Consider the following 19,216-nt stretch of genomic DNA (forward strand, 5'->3'; position numbering starts at 1 on the left):
TATCAGCTAATCATTAAAATGCAGTGAATATGTCGGGTTTTGAAATTCATGACCTTTCCGATGAACAATTGGTGCTTCAATACCGGGAGACCCAAAACAATGAGTACTTCGCTGAAATTTATAACCGCTACTATAAGAAAGCTTATCATACATGCCTCGACATCGTGAAAGACCGCGATACTGCATACGATCTCGTTCAGGATGTAATGATCAAAGTGATGCACAAACTGCCCACCTTAAAAAACGGTTTCCTGCTGGGCTTTTGGATTTATCGTATTGCTCAAAATTACAGCATCGATTATTGCAAGGACAGGAATCATTTTGCAAGTATGGTTTCCGAGGACTGGCTTGAAGGGGCAGATGAGGGGGCGGACAAAGAAGCTCTTGAAGCCCGCGAACATCTTTTAGACAGCCTTGAACCTGCCCTTCAGCGATTGAAAGAGGCCGACCGGCAACTGCTCATCCGAAAATACCTTGACAATCATTCAGTAGAAGAGCTCGAAAACGAATACCAGCTTACCGGCAGTGCCGTCAAAATGCGTTTGTCCAGGGCCAGGAACCGCATGGCTGCCCTCTACCAAAAAGAAAAAAAATTTCGCGAACTCCGACCTGCCATGTGACCCAGATAAAAACCAGGGTCTTTCTTGCATAAAAAAATTTTCATGATGAGGAAAGCGGTTTTATTTCCTTTTAAGAGCTTGTCTAAATTTCCATGATTGAGCGAAAGTGAGCAAATTTTATTCTGATCAAGGCAAAAAACGCAGGCATACCTGGAAGGTAAGGCGAGGCTTTTTAACGCAGAGCAGGATGAAATTTGCCGCTTGCAGCCAATTGATGGAATTTTAGACAAGCTCTAAATTTCACCAACACAATGCAATGGATTTTTTCTATTCCAGAAAAATCCGGCAAAAGCCTGATAATCTACCCTGAAAAATATTCCCCCCGGACCAAAATGAAAAAATAATACTTTAGGAATGTCGGCAATCTGTTGGAATCTCCTTTGACAGGCGCCGGCCTCCTGAAGTTTTACTTGCGCATCTTTCGGTGAAAATAACCCTGTCTCATCCTGAAAGCCAGCCGCCCGTCCTCTCGTTTCATCGGAACGCCCAGCACTTCTTCACACGCAGGACATTGCAGGTTCTGCAGATCGGTTGCGTTTTTGACCGACTCGTCGTATTGAAGTTTTTCCAGCTTCGGCGGCTCAAGTATCCGGCTGAGGTAACAGCGAAGGATGCCTCCTTTGCCCAATTTAAGGTAAGTAAATACATAGTGCCCGCACTTGCCGCAGTTTATATCAAAGACTTTATCGTTACCGCTAAACCCTTTCTGTTTTTTTATCTTTGATTTTGACATGTCATGATTATTCTTCTTTTTATTCTCGAGATGACACCTTTTACAGGCCCGATAGCCATCGCACGAAGATGTCACCTCGTACCTAGAGGTGTCACTCCCCGGGGAGGTAAATATGTCCTGTGCGGTCGGCATATCCCTCGAACGGGCCGGTCTGAACCAAAAAGACGCCGTTGAAATTAAGGAACTTAACCCTGGAAAAGGTCGCATCAAACAGCCTTTTTCCGCTCCTGGCAGCTACGCCGAAAAGGTCTCCTTTTTGAAGTTCGAAGTAACTCCTGCCTCCTTTTTCGCGGATGACATCATATTCAAAAGGGGTGAGCACCTCCCCTGAATGGTGCACGATACCGAATTTTCCGTCCTTTTTGCCCATAACGATATCCACGCCATACCCTCTGGCGGAAGTGTAATTTCTATAGACTTCCACCACTTCATCAAACCCGGAAATGGTATCCAATACTGTTTTATTGGGTCGTCCTGCATAGGTGGTCATAAATTCAAAAGCTTCTTTATCCCCGACTTTTATTTTTTTGAAAGTCGTCTGCGGAGGGTTGGCCTCGGCAGGAGATTCCTCCACCATCAGATCATCGAATATCAAATCGTCATCGTCATAAGCATGCCCCGGAGCTCCTTTTTTGACCGGTTCGCCAAAGCAATCTATCGCAATGGCGGAACCATCCTCTCTGGTTAATCTGAGATTCGGAAATTCACCATAGGCATCCCGAACTTTTATGGATTGGTAAACGGGTTCCGCGATCAATTTCCCGGCTTCATTGATGGCACCATACCATTCCCCTTTTCGAATGACTGACACGCCCATTTTTTCTCCCTGGAAACGGCCGATGGATTTGTATTCCGTTTTGAGGATCTCCTTTTTATTTTTGGTTTTCACCAGTCCGTACAACCCTTCGGGGTTTCTAACGATAAGAAAATCACCCTTACCGTCGAGGTCAACGAATTGATATTTGATTTTGGCCACCAGTTTACCCTTTCTGTTGATGGCTCCCTGCAATCCCTGGTCATTGGTCACCGAAGCTATCGCGTTGGCCTGATCCTCACGAGTATACAATGAAATTTTTTGGTATTTGGGTTTGACCAGAATCTTGCCTTCCTTGTCGATCACGCCCCATTTTCCGTTTTCAGCATAAGGATAAACAGGCGGTAATTCAGCCTGGGCAAATAACCCAACCACTCCACTGAGCAGGAGCAATGATAAAATGTACTTTTGCATTTGTTTAAGTTTTTTAAACATCTGGAACTTTCTTTTCGCAAAGATGGTTTTTTTTTCAAAATAAAAACAAATTGAAAATAGATACAAGACATGAATAATGACCTGAAAAAAATAAGCAAAAAAATGTCTTACGCATTGAGGCATGCGCCGGAAAAATTCGGACTGCAACTGGATGCCCAGGGATGGTGCCAGGTACAGGACCTTTTGAGCGCTTTTCGGAAAAAGGGCATCGAAATGACGCAGGAACTCCTTGATGAAGTAGTGGAAAAAAATGATAAAAAACGATTTGCTTTTGACGATAGCCGATCCAAAATCCGGGCCAGCCAGGGCCACTCCATTCCGATAGACCTGGGCTATGAGCCTGTGAAACCTCCCGATGTGCTTTTCCACGGTACCGCCCGTCAACATTTGGATTCCATCCTAAGGGAAGGCCTTCAAAAAAGAAACCGACACCACGTACACCTTTCTCCAGACCGGGAAACGGCCACCCGTGTGGGCGGAAGGCACGGCAAGGCAGTGGTGCTTTTGGTCAATGCTAAAGTCATGCATGAACAGGGAATTCCTTTTTACCGCTCCTCGAACGGCGTTTGGCTGACGGAATCCGTAGCGCCTGAATTTTTATCCTTTTAATGTGATTAATTTTAAACACAAAAAATCATTTGTTTGCACCGGCTACAGATGGTCTCTATCTGATCATCGAACTTGTCCGATGGCCAAACAGACCCAAAGGGATCGGTGAGGATACCAGGCCATTTTAACTGATTTATTTAAGAAGGTACGCATCAGGTAAATTTAATATTCTTCTTAGCTTTGGGCGGGATTGAATTTTACTAAAGCAAATAGCACACCTTATGGAATCTTTTTTCAAGATGGTAACATGGCTTTTCAGGTATATCCCGTTTAAAGGACTGTACATACTTTCTGATATGCTCTACACCATATTATGTAGAGTCACAAAATATCGCTACCAGGTGATCTATGAAAACATCAAAGGATCCTTTCCTGAAAAATCGCCGGAAGAAATTGCAGCGCTTACTAAAAGGTTTTATAAAAACTTTACAGACATCCTCCTGGAAACGCTTAAAGGCCTTGCCATTTCCAAAAAAGATATCCTGGAACGATACCAATTCATCAATGGTGAACTGCTCGACAAAGACTTTGAAGCCAATCAAAATATAATTATCCTGGCCTGCCACCACACCAATTGGGAGTGGGCAGTCCTTTCCGTTAACCTTTGGCTCAGGCACCAGGTCGTGGGGGTTTATAAACCGCTAAAAAATAAAAAAATCAATGCATTTTTTAATGAACAAAGAAAAAAGTGGGGACTTGAACTGGTAAGCATGTCAAAAACGGCGCGGGCCCTCGCCCAAAAGAGAACCGTTCCCGCCGCTTTTGTATTCATCGCCGACCAAACGCCTTCCGATGTAAAAAATGCCCATTGGGTAGATTTTCTAAACAGACCAACCGCTTTTCATCACGGCATGGACAAAATTGCCCGCCGAACCAATTACCCGGTTTACCAGGCCGAAATCAAAAGAGTAAAACGAGGCTTCTACGAAGTGGAGTTTTCCCTATTATGCCTTCATCCGGGGGAACAAAAAGAAGGAGACATCACCACCCTCTACGCCAACGGCCTCGAAAAAACCATCCAAAAAGATCCCGCCAACTGGCTTTGGTCGCACCGGCGCTGGAAACGCAAACGAGAAGATTGGGGATAAAAAAGTGGTTCGTTACGCCTGGGAGTGATAGGGACTGTTCAACGTTCAACGTTCCATGTTCAAAGTTCAAATGTTATTAATTATCGCGAATATTAATTTAACGATGTCTCTCGCAATCATTTCCCTTAGAATATGTTTTAAAAATTAATTCCGAATTCTTGAAAGAATGATATCGATAAATGTAATTTGAACGAATGCCGGGTGAAATTTTAAAAAATGCAGCAGGTATTAAAATTGATGAATTTTCCTCAAAGAATTTATTTGAGCCTTTGGGAGGTGGTGAATACAATTCTGGGACAAACCAGTTTAACCTTTTTGAAGACTATATTTTGCCAGCAATGAAGTAAAAACGCAGTACAACATTTTGTATAAGAAATGGCAGGAGATATGGTAGGTTTGTAGCGCTACGCTGTTTGAGCGGGGAACTACCACGCAATCTGCCGCTACTCATACAATTTAGCGTTATCTGCAAGTAAAAAAGAAAATCAGTATATATTTACTAAATAAAAGAAATAATGTAATGAATTTACTTTCAATATTAAGCGATCCTAAAGCACTGTCTGCCATTGTTGCAACTTTAACTACTGTTTTAATTAATTTGATTTTCAAAGTTTCTCAAGAAAAGAAGATTCTAAAAAATAAACTTTTCATTGAACACCAAAATGAACAACAAAAGAAAATTAAAAATGCGTTGTCTAAATACAAAGTTCAAATACTGGAAAGCAGTGAATTTTTAAACCACCGGTTGATAAATATTTCAAGAAATTATAAAACTACTAGCCACTATGTTAATAAAAAATATCCTAGCATAGAAAACACTTTTTTCATCTCTAATATTTATAGAATATTACGTCTTTTATCAGGAATTAAATTATTAGAAAAGGAATTAATTTTTCTTGATACCACAGTAGCAGATAAAGAAGATTTATATTTCATAAAATGGATAAAGGTGCTTCGACAAGCACTACAAGACAACGATTTATATAATAATGTTAAAATTGATCCTAAATTAAAAGGGGAGAAAATAAATCGAGATGATTTAGAAGCAATGTCATTTGTGTTAATCAGGGATAATGACATTATTTCTTTTTTTGAATTTAAAAAGATAGCCCAGGAAACAATAGGTACTTATATTTCTATGTGTGAATTCTTTGATGGAATAAGCTTTGAAGAAAATAGATATAGGTGGGATAGATTAAAATGTTTCCATATATTATTGATTTCATTCCTTAATACATATGGCTATGATTTTCAAAAAGTAACTAAAAAGGAGATAGAGGATATATCCTCAAATATAAATTCATTTGAGATTATTAAAAATTTAAACAAAATGGTCATTCCATATAAATTGCTTGAAAATTATGAGTACAAACAAGTATTTGAGACAGTAAAAAGGAAATTCCTTAAAAAATAAGCAAGCAGGTAACGCCTTGGGGAACGACAAGCCTCCTAAACGTCGACGTGCGTCTCCATCCACGCACGTTACCTGCAAGCAAAACAATAAAAACTCTGAAATGAAAGAGATATTCGACATCAATAAGATTATTTTAATATTACAATTATGCCTGTGTAGTCTGGCAATCTCTGCACAATCTGTAGAATTAATAAATTTAATCAAAGGTGAAACTCAAGACTTGCCTAATGGAACAGAATTAAGTATAGGAGTTCTGGAGAATGGGAAGTGGGTAAAAGTTGAATATCGATTAGAAAATGATGAGTTTGTAGAAGTTAAAAATGACGATAAAATTTTTGAAATTGGATCAATTACTAAAACTTTTACTGCTTCGCTAATAATGAAACTTCTTAAAGAGGGTAAATTGGCTTTATCAGATCCAATACAAAAATATTTACCAATTCAAATGGCTCAGGACAGCTTCGAAGAAAAAACAATTACTGTGCAACACCTAATAACACATACATCAGGATTATCTTCGGGACCTTCAAGTTTCACATTACCATATCTGAGAGCCTTACTATTTACACCGAAAAATCCTAACAGGAATTTCAAAGTAAAGCACTATTATCGTTATCTTAAAAAGTTTGAGCTTGATTATCTACCCGGAAAAGAATGGAACTACAATAATGCGGGTTACGGACTTTTAGGAGAAATTATTAGTAACGTAAATGGAATGTCATGGGAAAAATCTGTTCAAAAAAATATTTTTATTCCATTAGGCATGCGAAATAGTTATTTTGAAATTGACAAACATAATAGAGATCAGCTTGTTGTCGGGATTACAGCGAAAGGAAAAAAGTCTAAGCCCTGGGAAATGAAATTTATTAATCCCGCAGGAGCAATAAAATCCACACTAAACGATATGATAATTTATGCATCTGCTCAATTAAATTCATCGCAAGAAAATCTTAATTTTTTTAAGTTAACTCAAGACCCTTTAAATTTTTCAATAAAAATGCCTGAAGATAAACTTTGGAAAGGAAATAAAATGGGGCTTGGTTGGTGGCACAACCTTGAAGATACACAAAATACATTCATGTGGCATGGAGGATCATCTGGAGGTTATACTTCATTTGTAGGATTCTCAAAATTAAAAGGAAAAGCTGTAGTAATTCTTTCAAATATTAGCAGTTCCAACCCCTCTGCTCGAGCAGAAAACCGTATTCCTAAACCTATTTTATTAGGTCAAAAAATATTGCGAATGTAATAGTAAATAGCAGTAAAGAAAGCCTACAGGCAACAATGTGGATAATGTTCAGTGCCTCCACAAGGTCGGCACCGCCATATCCACTCACGTTACCGCAAAGACACAAATATCTGAACGGAGCCCCTCTCCTTTTGTCCTTTTGTCCTTCTCAACCTGAATCAGGCTTTATTTAAAAAACCTTGAGCTCCCCCATATAAAAAATGACAATGTCCCGCACATCATTGGCTATTGTTTTATCCTGCACTTTGAAGGAATCAAATTCTTCGCGTTTCATCGTTCCCAGCATTTCGAGATTTGCCTCCTTGCCGGAAGCTAAAAATTGAGGCATAACCACTTTATACTTTTTCACCGGATCGATCCGTTTTCCGCTAACCCTCCATTGGCCTTCAGCCGTTTTATCAACCTTCCAGGTTTGAAAATAGCCGCCTTCTCCCTTATTGGTCCCAAGTCCGATATCGAGCATTTTTGCGAGGTCGGCACCGGTCATTTCGACTCTTGAAATGGGTCCGCCATAGGGATATACCCTCAGGATGTCGTATTCAGTAATAACGCCCAGGAGATTGTCGTCCAACCGCATGGAACCACTGTTCAATAAAAAAGCATCTGCCTGGGGTAATACTTTCTCGAAAGCCTTGGAAGTCAGGATGCCAAAATTCGTTGGCATGTTCCTGATTTTTTCTTCGGTGCAAATCAAGGGCGTTTTGGTCACCAGGATTTCGTTATCGGGATCGTAACCCATTTCCTCAATGATGCCATCCACTTTCCCTTCCCAGCTCATGACGACTTTATGGGCTTCAGGCTCATCCGCTATAGTATCATCAATGGTTTTGAGTGTTGATTTTATCGTCGTTTTGCCGGTGGAAGGATGGTAGGTAAACCGATGAATATAAACCGTTTTCGCATTGGCATCTGCTTTGGTGATGAGGGTATTGCCAATTTGATATTTCATATTCACATGTTCGTGGCCACCGAAAATAGCGCGATAATCCTGATTTTTCTGTGCCATTTCCTTATCCTCATCGATGGAAAGGTGGGTGATGGCCAGCATAATATCCGTCTGAGGTTTCATTTCCGAGGCGGTAGCCTTCAGGGCCGTTTCAAAAGAGGTATATTGAACATAAGGCTGCTTGTTGAAAGGCAGCACCACTCCTGTTATGCCCACACGGACTTGCTTCCCTGAAGCATTTTTAAACGTTTTTATTACATAGGAGGGTATGGCTTCTCCCCGTTGGGTGAATGGTTCTGTTTTGCCGTCTTCATATTGGCGAAATGCATTGCTGCACACATATACAAACTCACTTTGATCCATCCGCGTTTGAAGCAGATCTCCCGTTTTGAGATCAAACTCATGGTTGCCAAAAGTCACATAATCCAACCCAATGGCATTGAGCGTTTCCACCATTTGCCGGCCGGCAATTTTACCTCCGTCCTCATCATTGAGCATCCCGATCAGGGAAGGGCTTAAAAAATCTCCGGAAAGCAGTGTAATTGTATTTTCATTTTCTGCTTTGAGCTCTTTTATAAGAGTTCCTACACGGGCCAGCCCGCCGGATTTTCCCCCATCCAGGGGCGAAATTTCGTATACGTCATTCAGTTGCAAAACGGTGAATGTAATATCGTCCCTGGAGGCCTGTGGAAGATGACAACTCCACTGGAAAATCAGGGCCAGGAAGAGGATTGGTAAAAATCTGTTTTTCATAATGGAAAATTTAAACATTTAACTACTTTTCACTGTGAAAGATAGGCAAAACAAGGTTGTTGTTTTTTACAAAAATAAAAAAACTTGTCCATAAGGACGGATCAGACTCCGTGTTCCCTTTTGAACAAGTTTTTTATGCGACAAATCCTTAAGGGATCAAGCCGCCAAGCAAGGCATTACAAACGGGTTTGCTATTTCAGGTAATTCAACTCAAAGAAGGTATCATACCCTACTATCGTTTTATTTTTCAACACTTTACGATAGTTATCCTGAGAAATAGGCAATACGGAATAATCAATACTCCTGTCGATAAATTCGCCTTTATTTTTTTGGATGCCGTTGTAATATTCCATGGCTGTTTCTACGTCTTTATATCTTCTTAAAACGAGTACCGGGACATCGTTTTTCTCGCCAAGGAAGACATTGGATATCCGGATTTTATCCAGTTTATGGTATTTCCTGTTGTAGTCAGAAACCACGATCTTCTGATCGTTCAGTTTTACGTCTCCATTGAATACAATGATGACATAATGAAGAGCCTTTTCATTAAACTCAAAATCAAATTCACCTTCTGTATCGGAAGTGCCTCCCGGCAGCGCCGCCCCCCTTACGCCGAGAATCCTCAGGATCTCTTTGGCCCGGGTTTCCTCCTCGGTATTGGGATAAGAAGCGATCAGGGAATTCAGATTTTCAATATAAGTATCTCTACCTTCAGTGTTTCCGGAACAAATGGCCATTAAAAGAGCATATTTAGGTTTCAGAGGATGCTTTCCAAAGATGTTCTTGAGGTTTTCCTCGCTCACCTGAATAGCTTCAGCATACCTGCCCTGGGAAAACAAAACATAGGCCTGGTCGAACTTGAGATTTTGCTGTAACTCCTCATCCATGTATTTGGCTGCAAATTCAGGATCGGTAAGCATTTTCGCATAGTTCGTGGTAGGATATTTTTCAATTATTTTATCGTAATATTCGCGTGCTTTAACCTGATCATTCAAATCAGAATAGGCCAGATACAAGATATACCACGATTCAAGTTCGTAAACGTTAGCAGGATAGCGACTATTGAGTTCTTCGAGAATTTCTACTGTTTTTTGGTTATTTTTCAGTCGTTCCCGGTACAAGGTTCCCAAGGTGGACATCGCCTTTTTGGTGGCGAGGATCATGGCAGTCTTTTCACCGTTTGATTTAGGTACATCCCCTAATATCTGGTCAATTTCCTCCTGCGTCAGCGCACTTACGGCCTCAGTTGAAAAAGTAAGGGTTTCTTCGACCCCGGTAACCTGTTTTGCGGAACGGCGCCAGTCATCCTCCAATGGTCTGCTGCCCCATTTTCTTTGGAATTCCCTTTTGCCTCGTTTTACAGATTTATCGTTATAGGCAAAGAAGGAACTTTCTTTGGTGCTGCCGTTAAATCCGGAACCTCCCGTGTCAGGCAGTTTCTGTTTTTCAAGCATTTTTTTCTGCTCATCCTGTTCCGCTTTTTTGATATCAAATGCGAGCGAGCGCTTTTCTTCATCTGTCATTTCGGCTACCCGCAACAAGCTGTCGTTCAGGGCTATAAGCTTGATATTGTCAGCAATATCTTTCAGACTGAGGGCTTTGTTTTCCACTTCGGAATACCGATCATCCATTTTAGGAAGTACCTGCAATGTACTATCGTAATAAGCGCTGGCTTCGACATAATCCTGGTTCTCATAAAAAAGATTTCCCAACTGGTAATAAGCCTCCGCTTTTTGAGCCGTATTGCTGAGGTTGCTGGCCAGCGACTGGGAAAGGTAATTCATTGCGCTTTTACGGTCTCCTTGTTTCAGGGCAATTCCCGCCAGGGCATAATAAATCTGATCCTTGAATTCATAATTTTTCTGATCCTTGAGCATGCTTTCCAGGGTAGCAATGGCATCTTCAGCCGTTCCTTTGCCGGAAATCCATTCATTCTGGGCCATTTTCAGCTTACTGCTAAACTGCATTTCATAATTCGGACTGTATTTCAAGGCCTGTTCAAAAGCCTGGTAAGCCTCTGCGCCATTGCCCAGTTCCTGGTTGAGTTGTCCCATAACAAAAGCATATCTTCCTTTGAGTTCCCGGTTATTTTCCAGCTCAATGGCTTTTTGCAAATAGGTGGTGGCCAGGGCCAGGTTTTTGAGTTTAATATGAAGATAAGCCTGCACTACGGGAAGTTCCGTTTGGACGTTTTTATAAATTTTAGGGTTATCATTCAAATTTTTCAAAATCCGCTGAGCCTCGATAAATTTATCTCTTTCAATCAGCGTTTTGGCATACCAAAGTTGAATTTCCTGGAAAGCGGGCTGATGTTGAAGCGGGCCTTTCTTGCCGTCTTTTTTATCGGCAGATTCCTCTTCCTTATTGATTGAAATCAGTTTACTTTCTTCCACCTTAACAGGAGTGGGCGTTTCGGGCGTTTCCGCTTTTTTTTCGACTTCAGGTTTTTTTGAAACCGGCTTTTTACCTGAACTTCCTTTTTTCTTTTTCTTTAAGGCCCGATTGGCCGCTTTGCGTTTTTTTGCTGCGCTCGCCTTACTGTCCTTACCTTTGGAAGAAGATGTTTTTTTGCCCTTAGAGGAAGATGTTTTTTTATTTTTGGAAGAAACCCCCTTTTTCTGCTTGTTCTTTTTGGTGGCTCCTGATTTTTGTTCCGCCTTTTTAATCTTCTCCGGGCTAAATTCCGTCACGGCAAACTGGAAAGTTTCTTCAGCAGTTTCATACTCTTTTTTCAAAAACTGGGCCTTTCCTAATAGCAGATAACAATCGTCGGTCCATTGGCTGTAACGATGTTGATTCACCACCAGCCCTACCTTCTCAATAGCCTTGTCCAGATTGGGTGCAACGGCCTGGGCATTATCGGCAGCAATATATTCAAAGAGGTTTAATCTTTTATTGTAATTGTCCTGATGCTGCTGTTCGAGCTGATAAAAGCTTTCCAGCAAAAGTTCGTTCGCATTGAAGTAACCATTGTAATGGGCCGTGGTATTATGATAGGCCTTTCCCAAAGCAGAAAGATCCCCTCTTTTCTTTTGTGTGGTACATGCCTGAACCAACAAAAAAATCAACATAATAACTCCTAGCCTGTATATTCGTTTCAAACTAAAACTATTTTTATTTCGTTAAAAGTAAAATTCCCGGTTTGAGCGTAAATCGTGCACAGCTTTAAGTTGGTCAATAAATTTACTTTTTTAGCCTGTGGTGTATTTATCTCTCAGGAATCTTTAAATTTGCACCTTTGAAATACCTTCCGGGCGAATCCGGTCGGTTTTTATCAACAAATTGCCCCTTTCGGCATACAATATTAACCAATAAAGGGCAAATTTATTTTATTATCTACATACTACAAACACCGAAAACGATTTATTAGTATTTAAACTGGTGTATTTAATAAGTAAAATGACTTTAGCAGGCAACTTGTTTAGCCCCAGGCTAAAAGTTCTGCATATCAAAATAAATAATGGAAGAGAAAAAAATAAGCAAGTGGCAGCGGTTCAGAGAAAGAATGAGACATACCTACCGGTTGGTGGTGATGACGATGGATTCTTTTGAAGAGGTGGCTTCATACAAGATCAGCCTGATGAATGTTTATTTGCTCGTCAGCAGTGTTGTGGTAATTGTAGGACTTCTTGTCGTTGCGGCCATTGCATTTACCCCATTGAAAAAATATGTTCCCGGATACGGTGATGCGTCAAAAGACGAAGTGGTCCAGGAAGCATACAAAAGAATCACGGATCTCGAAAAATCACTGGAAGCCCACCAGGCTTATGAAGACAACATAAAGCGTATCCTGGTCGGTGATGTTCAAACGGAGGATGAAGTCCCCCAGGGCCATGAAACCCATATTGACTCTATTGTCGAAGTACTCCCCTCTGAAAAGGAACAACAGCTCAAGCAGGAACTCAAACTCGAGGAAGTAGCCGATGCCGCCCAGGAATCGAAAACCGTCAGTTTTATGCCCCGTGATGTACCTCTTGAACAATTATATTTTATCGCACCGGTAAACGGGGAGGTGAGTTCAGGATATATGCCTGATCAGGAACATTTCGGCGTGGACATTCTCGCTCCAAAAAATACGGCCGTAAAAGCCGCCGCCGACGGTTATGTGTTTTTATCAGACTGGACCCTGGAAACCGGCAATACCATTGGCATCCAGCATTCCAATAATACCATCACCTTTTACAAGCACAATTCCGTTAACCTCAAAAAAGCCGGTAGCTATGTAAAAGCCGGAGAAGCAGTAGCCATCATCGGAAACACAGGAACGCTATCGAGTGGCCCTCACCTTCATTTCGAGCTTTGGCACAAAGGAAAACCTGTCGACGCTACAGAATATATCCGGTTTTAGGGGATATGCTGTATCAGCGATGCGATGGGCTATGGTTTCAAGTAGGAATGCGGACAAAATTATTTTAAATGCCATAATTTAACCGCATTTACAATCTGCTTTTCTATAAGCCTCACACCAATTTGGGGAGCCCAAACAACATGGCGTCAATCAGGGCACCACTTTTATTCCTGAATTCATTCCGAAGGTCGCCTTCCCTTGAAAATTCACATTTTCGAGCCAGCCGTTGTGCGGGATAATTATCCATTGCTACCCTGAAGGCCAGTTTTTCGAGCTGCAACTGGTTAAAACTAAATTCTGTCACTTTTTTCAGCGCCTCCGTCATGATCCCTTTTTCCTTGTGTTGCATATCAATGAAAAATGCCAGCTCTCCTTTGGGAATATGCCAGTCGATACCAAAAACCTCAATATATCCGATCAACTCGGCTCCTTTGGTTTCCCAGATTCCGAAACAATAAGCCTTGTCCAGGAGCCAGTCGGCTATTTTCCTGCGGACAAAAGTTTCGGCACTTTCTTTGGAAATGCATTCTTCTACCATTTTAGGAAGGACATCATAGAGCATCGTGTAATTATCCTGTATCAGTTGATAGAGCGCACTCCCTTCATTTTCACGAAAACGACGAACGACTATCCTCCGGCCTACCAAAGCCGTGTCTATATCAAATAAATAAGTTCTGTCTCTGTCCATACTTCATTTTATTACGTTTCAACCTTTTCTCCTTAAATCATTTACAGTAACCTATGTGCGAAATCATGGATGATAATTTTCAATGATTTCATTGATAAAAATCAGTTAAATTTAAGCCTGAAAACCAAAAAATTGCAACCAGAGCCGTTTGACGTCCAGGCGGGGTATTTTTTTACAAAAAAAATGGCCTGGATGAAATATAAAGATATGGTTATCAGTAATTTAAAATAATGAATTAATCACTTTTAATTTATCATTTAAAATGATCATTTTCCTATCTTTGTGGCACTTTCCGAAATATACAATAAATAAAAACAAAAATAATGAACTACAGAAAAGAAAAAGACAGCATCGGTTATATTGATGTACCGGCTGACAAGTATTGGGGCGCTCAAACACAACGTTCTTTTCAAAATTTCAAAATAGGTGGGCATCTTATGCCGGTTGAAATCATTCGTGCTTTCGCCATTCTAAAAAAAGCTGCCGCCATCACCAACCTGGAAGCAGGGGTACTTTCCAAAGAAAAATCGGACCTTATCGGAAAGGTCTGTGATGAAATTCTCAAAGGCAAACTGGACGATCAGTTCCCGTTGGTGGTTTGGCAAACCGGATCGGGTACCCAATCCAACATGAACCTGAATGAGGTCATCGCCAACCGCGGACATATCCTCCACGGGGGAGAATTGACGGACGAGAAAAAATTCTTACATCCCAATGATGACGTAAATAAATCACAGTCTTCCAATGATACGTTTCCTACGGCCATGCATATCGCAGCCTATAAGATCCTGGTAGAGACCACCATCCCGGGTATCGAAGCATTGCGGGATACGCTTGATCAAAAAGCAAAAGCCTTTAAAGATGTCGTAAAAATCGGCCGTACCCACTTCATGGATGCTACCCCACTGACGGTCGGACAGGAATTTTCCGGCTATGTTTCCCAACTGGACCACGGTCTTGTTGCCATTCAAAACACACTGGATCACCTTTCTGAACTTGCCCTGGGAGGAACGGCAGTAGGAACCGGGCTCAATACCCCTCCGGGATATGATGTAAATGTGGCCAAAAATATTGCGGCCCTGAGCGACCTGCCTTTCAGAACCGCTGACAATAAATTTGAAGCACTCGCTTCTCATGATGCCATCGTGGAAGCGCACGGTGCCCTTAAAACCGTGGCCGTTTCCCTTATGAAAATAGGCAACGACATCAGAATGCTGGGCTCGGGGCCACGAAGCGGTATCGGCGAATTGATCCTCCCGGCCAACGAACCAGGCTCATCCATCATGCCTGGCAAAGTAAACCCTACCCAGTCTGAAGCCCTTACCATGGCCATGGCTCAGGTAATGGGCAATGATGTGACCATCAACATTGGCGGCATGACCGGACATTTTGAACTGAATGTATTTAAGCCGGTAATGATCTTTAACTTCCTCAATTCAGCCCGACTCATTGGTGACGCCTGCCAAAGTTTCAATACCAATTGTGCAGTGGGTATAGAGGTAAACGAAAGCCGGATCACTGAGTTGGTCAACAATTCACTGATGCTGGTAACCGCTTTGAATACGAAGATCGGCTACGACAACGCCGCTGCCATCGCCAAGAAAGCATACGCTGAAAATACTACCCTGAAGGCTGCCGCCATGGAACTGGGCCTGGTGACCTCCGAACAATTTGACGAATGGGTCAGACCTGAGGATATGTGTTAATATTAAGCCCCGGAAATTTTTATCGTTGTCACAAAATATAGATGTTATTGCCCGGAAAGTACCTTCATTTTTACCTTCCGGCAATAACATCTCCTGTGGTGGCTTTCATTTTCAACCCCTTCAACCTGATGTAAACAGTCAAACCTTTTCCCTTTGTTCTCGTAACACTGTACCTTTGTGCTTTTGCAAACATTCTTTCTATGTACAAGTTACACCTTGTTGGCCTTTTCTTGCTGATTACCCTCGTCGGATGTAAATCAAAACAGCACATTCCTGACCCCCTGACGGAAGATAATTTCCCTTTTGAAATCCTGGACAGTGTTCAGGCCTCCAAAGCCATTGTCGTGGATAAAAAAGATGGCTTTTTCGAAAATATCACTCCCCTGGATATGTCCATCCAAATGAAGTTCTCCTTAAACGGGAACGAATCCAGGGATGCTTTGCTGGAATCCTACCGGTCTTTTTTGCAAACCGAGGTGATGGATTTTTCGGAAGAAGAAAAGGTTTTCCTTAAAAAAGTAATGATCCGGGCAATGAATTTATGCAATGGCATGTCCGCGAACCTCGTTCCCGGCCCGGTCAGACTCATCAAAACACGAGGAAACCACTATGGAGACGGTGCCTTTTACACCCGCGAAAAATGTATTGTTATCCCTGAGAGTGATCTTGGCAATTTTAACGAGGATAAATTCCTGGCCATTTTGCTTCATGAGTTATCCCATATTATCACCCGTTATACTCCGGAACTTCGGGATCAATTGTACCATACCATAGGTTTTGAAAAAATAATAACCAATGAAGAACAGTTAGAGATACCGGAACCCTTAAAAAGTCATTTATTGAGTAATCCGGACGGACTCAGCATGTGTTACGCCATCCGACTGGTAAAACCCAATGGGAAACTGTTTTGGGCACTGCCCCTGATCCATTGCCCTTATGACCATTATTCAACCGATGTGAATTTGTTTTTTGGCCATCTTAAATTTGAATTGTTCGAACTGGACAAAAAGGCCGACGGAAGGTTTGAAGTAGTGACGAACCAACAGGGGCAATCAACTTTGCATATCCAGGAATTTCAGGACTTTTTTGAAAAAATCGGGGATAATACGCAATACATCATCCACCCCGACGAGATCATTGCCGAAAATTTTTACATGATGATCCTGGCCACCCATAAAACGGCCGGCTTCAGTATGGATAATTTTTCGGATCGCGGAAAAAAGCTGATCAATGAGGTAAAAAAAACAGTGATGGCTCATTAGCGTTTTGATAAAATTACGCCGACCTTCAGGTCGGCGTTGCTGAGTATCTAAGTTTTACTCAATTAATTTTGTCCATGTACTTAATTTTAAGGTTTAGATCGTTATGTTTCAGGTGGTTTAAAAAGTTTTCATCCTAATAATGAAAAAATTCAAATGGACAAGGCGTCGTAAGGTCATCCTCGTTGCTGCGGGGATATTATTCCTTTGGTATTTGTTCAGCTTACCGCTCACCTTATTTGACCATCCCACCTGTAGGGTGCTGGAAGACAAAGAGGGCAATCTCCTGGGGGCCCGGATCGCCACTGACGGCCAATGGCGTTTTCCTGCTGGCGAAAATATCCCCGAAAAATTTAAAACAGCTCTTATTGAATTCGAAGACCGCCGGTTTTTCAGGCATCCGGGCGTGGATCCGAGAGGCTTGGGAAGGGCTATTTTTCAAAATATTAAAAACCGAAAAATCGTCAGCGGAGGAAGTACCCTGAGTATGCAGGTCATCCGTATGTCGCGCGGACAGAAGTCCCGGAATATTTTTCAGAAATTTATTGAAATGATCCTGGCGACCCGGCTGGAACTGAGGTATTCCAAAAAAGAAATCCTTGGCCTGTATACCGCCAACGCCCCCTTTGGGGGCAATGTAGTTGGGCTGGAAGCCGCCGCCTGGCGATATTTTGGCAAACGCCCCAATCTGCTGAGCTGGGGGGAAGCGGCCATGCTGGCTGTCTTGCCCAATAGTCCAGGCCTCATTCATCCGGGCAGACAAAGGGAAGCCCTGCTCCAAAAACGCAACCGGCTCCTGGTCCGACTGAGAGATAACGGCACCATTGATGACCTGACCTGTGAGCTGGCCAGCAGTGAGCCGCTGCCTGAAAAACCGCTGCAACTGCCTCAACTGGCTCCCCATCTTCTCGACCGGAGCTTCAGCAGTTTGTCAGGAAAGTCGGCAACTCAAAAGTCGCGCATCCGCACCACCCTGGATGCCAATTTGCAATCCCGGATTACCGCAATTATCGAACACCATCACAAAAACCTGGCCGCCAACGAAATCCACAATCTTGCCGCTGTCGTTATCGAAGTGGAAACGGGTAATATTCTCGCCTATGTCGGCAACGCCCCCGGTGCAGGTGAAGATCACGAAGCAGCAGTTGACATTGTCAATGCACCAAGAAGTACGGGGAGTATTCTTAAACCTTTTCTCTATGCCATGATGCTTCAGGAGGGCCAAATTTTTCCGCAAACGCTCATTCCCGATGTTCCGACTATACTCAGTGGGTACCGGCCCGAGAATTTTCATGAAAAATACGATGGGGCAGTTCCGGCAAAAAAAGTACTGAGCAGATCACTCAATGTTCCAATGGTGCACATGTTACATGATTACGGGCTCGAAAAATTTCACCACAACCTGAAAAAATTCGGCTTCTCCACCATTAACAAACCTCCCGGGCACTATGGACTGACGCTGATCCTTGGCGGGGCGGAGATCAATTTACTGGAAGTGACCAATGCTTATGCCTGTATGGCGCGTATGCTCAATCATGTTTACCTGTTCGACGGCGAATACGACCCGGTAGATTTTCGGCCTGCGAACTATTTTCAAGACTTCAAAGTCACCCCGACCCCAAAAGAAAAGCTGGAAAAGACGCCCGACGTAATCAGCGCCTCTGCCGCCTGGCTCACTTTCGACGCCATGCAGGAAGTAGAACGTCCCAACTCGGAGGGAGGATGGGAAAACTTCCGGTCGCGGCGGCGGATCGCCTGGAAAACGGGAACAAGTTTCGGCTTCAGGGATGCCTGGGCCGTTGGCGTAACCCCCAAATATGCCGTTGGAATATGGGCAGGAAATGCGGACGGGGAAGGCCGCCCGGGACTGGTAGGAGTGCTGGCCTCCGCGCCGGTATTGTTTGACATTTTTAATGCCTTGCCCCCCGACAACAAATGGTTCGATCAACCATTTGACGATATGAAAAGAATCCCTGTTTGTCATGATAGCGGGTATCTTCCATTGCCCATTTGTCCCGTGGATACGGTCTGGGTACCGGCCAACTCCGTCAATGCAAGACCTTGCCCCTACCATACCATTATCCACCTGGATGAAAGTGAACAGTGGCAGGTCAACGCCGGTTGCGAAGCCCCTGATAAAATAGTGCACCGCCCTTGGTTTGTGCTGCCTCCCTTGTCCGAATATTACTTCAAAAGTAAAAATCCTACTTACGCCGTACTTCCTCCTTTCCGGAAGGATTGTATCAGCGAAGCGCAGGAAACCAATCCCATGCAGCTCATCTACCCTAAACACCCTACCCGGATTTACGTACCTACAGATCTGGACGGCAAACTCTCCAGAACGGTTTTCTCCGTAGCACACAGAGACCCGGCCGTGACCATTTATTGGCACATTGATGACGAATACATCGGGAGCACCAAAGACTTTCACAACATGGAACTCAATCCTCCCGAGGGCGATCATTACCTGACTCTTGTGGATGAATCCGGCAACCGTTTGGTGCAAAAATTTGTTATTATCAAGAAAAATTGATTGTTCAAGCATCAAAACAGG

The 19,216-nt window shown here is 42.7% G+C and carries 15 protein-coding genes; 10 read left to right on the top strand and 5 right to left on the bottom strand.

Annotation, left to right across the window (positions count from 1 at the left end):
* The first annotated feature begins 29 nt into the window (after window positions 1–29).
* Window positions 30–620 carry a sigma-70 family RNA polymerase sigma factor gene (locus tag H6571_23850; protein ID MCB9326783.1) on the top strand — a complete coding sequence of 197 codons (591 nt, stop codon included), beginning with the start codon at window positions 30–32 and terminating at the stop codon, window positions 618–620.
* A 406-nt stretch (window positions 621–1,026) separates the two neighbouring features.
* Here H6571_23850 and H6571_23855 read toward each other — a convergent pair whose 3' ends face one another.
* Window positions 1,027–1,353 carry a hypothetical protein gene (locus H6571_23855; protein MCB9326784.1) on the bottom strand — a complete coding sequence of 109 codons (327 nt, stop codon included), beginning with the start codon at window positions 1,351–1,353 and terminating at the stop codon, window positions 1,027–1,029.
* Between the two features lie 91 nt (window positions 1,354–1,444).
* Complete coding sequence (locus H6571_23860) at window positions 1,445–2,581, bottom strand: WG repeat-containing protein (protein ID MCB9326785.1); 1,137 nt, start codon at window positions 2,579–2,581, stop codon at window positions 1,445–1,447.
* 90 nt (window positions 2,582–2,671) lie between these two features.
* On the opposite strand from H6571_23860, the gene H6571_23865 reads away from it, so the two are divergent.
* From H6571_23865 to H6571_23885, 5 genes are all read left to right on the top strand, one after another.
* Complete coding sequence (locus H6571_23865) at window positions 2,672–3,211, top strand: RNA 2'-phosphotransferase (protein ID MCB9326786.1); 540 nt, start codon at window positions 2,672–2,674, stop codon at window positions 3,209–3,211.
* Between the two features lie 221 nt (window positions 3,212–3,432).
* Window positions 3,433–4,299 (top strand): lysophospholipid acyltransferase family protein, encoded by an 867-nt coding sequence (locus H6571_23870; GenBank protein ID MCB9326787.1) that lies wholly within the window; start codon window positions 3,433–3,435, stop codon window positions 4,297–4,299.
* A 194-nt stretch (window positions 4,300–4,493) separates the two neighbouring features.
* The gene (locus tag H6571_23875) at window positions 4,494–4,646 is read left to right on the top strand and encodes a hypothetical protein (protein ID MCB9326788.1); all 153 of its coding nucleotides are present in this window, start codon (window positions 4,494–4,496) and stop codon (window positions 4,644–4,646) included.
* A gap of 173 nt (window positions 4,647–4,819) precedes the next feature.
* The gene (locus H6571_23880) at window positions 4,820–5,713 is read left to right on the top strand and encodes a hypothetical protein (GenBank protein MCB9326789.1); all 894 of its coding nucleotides are present in this window, start codon (window positions 4,820–4,822) and stop codon (window positions 5,711–5,713) included.
* 100 nt (window positions 5,714–5,813) lie between these two features.
* On the top strand, window positions 5,814–6,962 hold the full coding sequence (locus H6571_23885) for a beta-lactamase family protein (GenBank protein ID MCB9326790.1): 1,149 nt from the start codon (window positions 5,814–5,816) through the stop codon (window positions 6,960–6,962).
* A 169-nt stretch (window positions 6,963–7,131) separates the two neighbouring features.
* On the opposite strand, the gene H6571_23890 is transcribed toward H6571_23885, so the two are convergent.
* Window positions 7,132–8,661, bottom strand: coding sequence for a bifunctional metallophosphatase/5'-nucleotidase (locus H6571_23890; protein MCB9326791.1), 1,530 nt, complete (start codon window positions 8,659–8,661; stop codon window positions 7,132–7,134).
* Window positions 8,662–8,852: 191 nt separating this feature from the next.
* Complete coding sequence (locus H6571_23895; protein ID MCB9326792.1) at window positions 8,853–11,762, bottom strand: tetratricopeptide repeat protein; 2,910 nt, start codon at window positions 11,760–11,762, stop codon at window positions 8,853–8,855.
* Window positions 11,763–12,121: 359 nt separating this feature from the next.
* On the opposite strand from H6571_23895, the gene H6571_23900 reads away from it, so the two are divergent.
* A complete protein-coding gene (locus H6571_23900) occupies window positions 12,122–13,009 on the top strand; it encodes a M23 family metallopeptidase (protein MCB9326793.1) in 888 nt (295 codons plus the stop codon).
* Between the two features lie 112 nt (window positions 13,010–13,121).
* Here the strand turns inward: H6571_23900 and H6571_23905 are convergent, their stop codons facing one another.
* Complete coding sequence (locus H6571_23905; GenBank protein MCB9326794.1) at window positions 13,122–13,697, bottom strand: GNAT family N-acetyltransferase; 576 nt, start codon at window positions 13,695–13,697, stop codon at window positions 13,122–13,124.
* 323 nt (window positions 13,698–14,020) lie between these two features.
* Here H6571_23905 and fumC point away from each other — a divergent pair, with 323 nt between their 5' ends.
* The 3 genes from fumC (at window position 14,021) to pbpC (ending at window position 19,195) form a co-directional block, all read left to right on the top strand.
* A complete protein-coding gene (gene fumC, locus H6571_23910) occupies window positions 14,021–15,403 on the top strand; it encodes a class II fumarate hydratase (GenBank protein ID MCB9326795.1) in 1,383 nt (460 codons plus the stop codon).
* A gap of 200 nt (window positions 15,404–15,603) precedes the next feature.
* The gene (locus tag H6571_23915) at window positions 15,604–16,665 is read left to right on the top strand and encodes a hypothetical protein (GenBank protein ID MCB9326796.1); all 1,062 of its coding nucleotides are present in this window, start codon (window positions 15,604–15,606) and stop codon (window positions 16,663–16,665) included.
* A 139-nt stretch (window positions 16,666–16,804) separates the two neighbouring features.
* Entirely contained in the window at window positions 16,805–19,195 is a 2,391-nt protein-coding gene (gene pbpC, locus H6571_23920; protein ID MCB9326797.1) for a penicillin-binding protein 1C, read from the top strand.
* The last annotated feature ends 21 nt before the right edge of the window (window positions 19,196–19,216 follow it).

This window comes from Lewinellaceae bacterium, from assembly GCA_020636105.1.
Classification (GTDB): Bacteria; Bacteroidota; Bacteroidia; order Chitinophagales; family Saprospiraceae; genus BCD1.

Bases quoted from the DNA above. Each gene is read 5' to 3' on its own strand.
- H6571_23850 (MCB9326783.1), top strand. From the start codon at position 30: ATGTCGGGTTTTGAAATTCATGACCTTTCCGATGAACAATTGGTGCTT.
- H6571_23855 (MCB9326784.1), bottom strand. From the start codon at position 1,353: ATGTCAAAATCAAAGATAAAAAAACAGAAAGGGTTTAGCGGTAACGAT.
- H6571_23860 (MCB9326785.1), bottom strand. From the start codon at position 2,581: ATGCAAAAGTACATTTTATCATTGCTCCTGCTCAGTGGAGTGGTTGGG.
- H6571_23865 (MCB9326786.1), top strand. From the start codon at position 2,672: ATGAATAATGACCTGAAAAAAATAAGCAAAAAAATGTCTTACGCATTG.
- H6571_23870 (MCB9326787.1), top strand. From the start codon at position 3,433: ATGGAATCTTTTTTCAAGATGGTAACATGGCTTTTCAGGTATATCCCG.
- H6571_23875 (MCB9326788.1), top strand. From the start codon at position 4,494: ATGCCGGGTGAAATTTTAAAAAATGCAGCAGGTATTAAAATTGATGAA.
- H6571_23880 (MCB9326789.1), top strand. From the start codon at position 4,820: ATGAATTTACTTTCAATATTAAGCGATCCTAAAGCACTGTCTGCCATT.
- H6571_23885 (MCB9326790.1), top strand. From the start codon at position 5,814: ATGAAAGAGATATTCGACATCAATAAGATTATTTTAATATTACAATTA.
- H6571_23890 (MCB9326791.1), bottom strand. From the start codon at position 8,661: ATGAAAAACAGATTTTTACCAATCCTCTTCCTGGCCCTGATTTTCCAG.
- H6571_23900 (MCB9326793.1), top strand. From the start codon at position 12,122: ATGGAAGAGAAAAAAATAAGCAAGTGGCAGCGGTTCAGAGAAAGAATG.
- H6571_23905 (MCB9326794.1), bottom strand. From the start codon at position 13,697: ATGGACAGAGACAGAACTTATTTATTTGATATAGACACGGCTTTGGTA.
- fumC (MCB9326795.1), top strand. From the start codon at position 14,021: ATGAACTACAGAAAAGAAAAAGACAGCATCGGTTATATTGATGTACCG.
- H6571_23915 (MCB9326796.1), top strand. From the start codon at position 15,604: ATGTACAAGTTACACCTTGTTGGCCTTTTCTTGCTGATTACCCTCGTC.
- pbpC (MCB9326797.1), top strand. From the start codon at position 16,805: ATGAAAAAATTCAAATGGACAAGGCGTCGTAAGGTCATCCTCGTTGCT.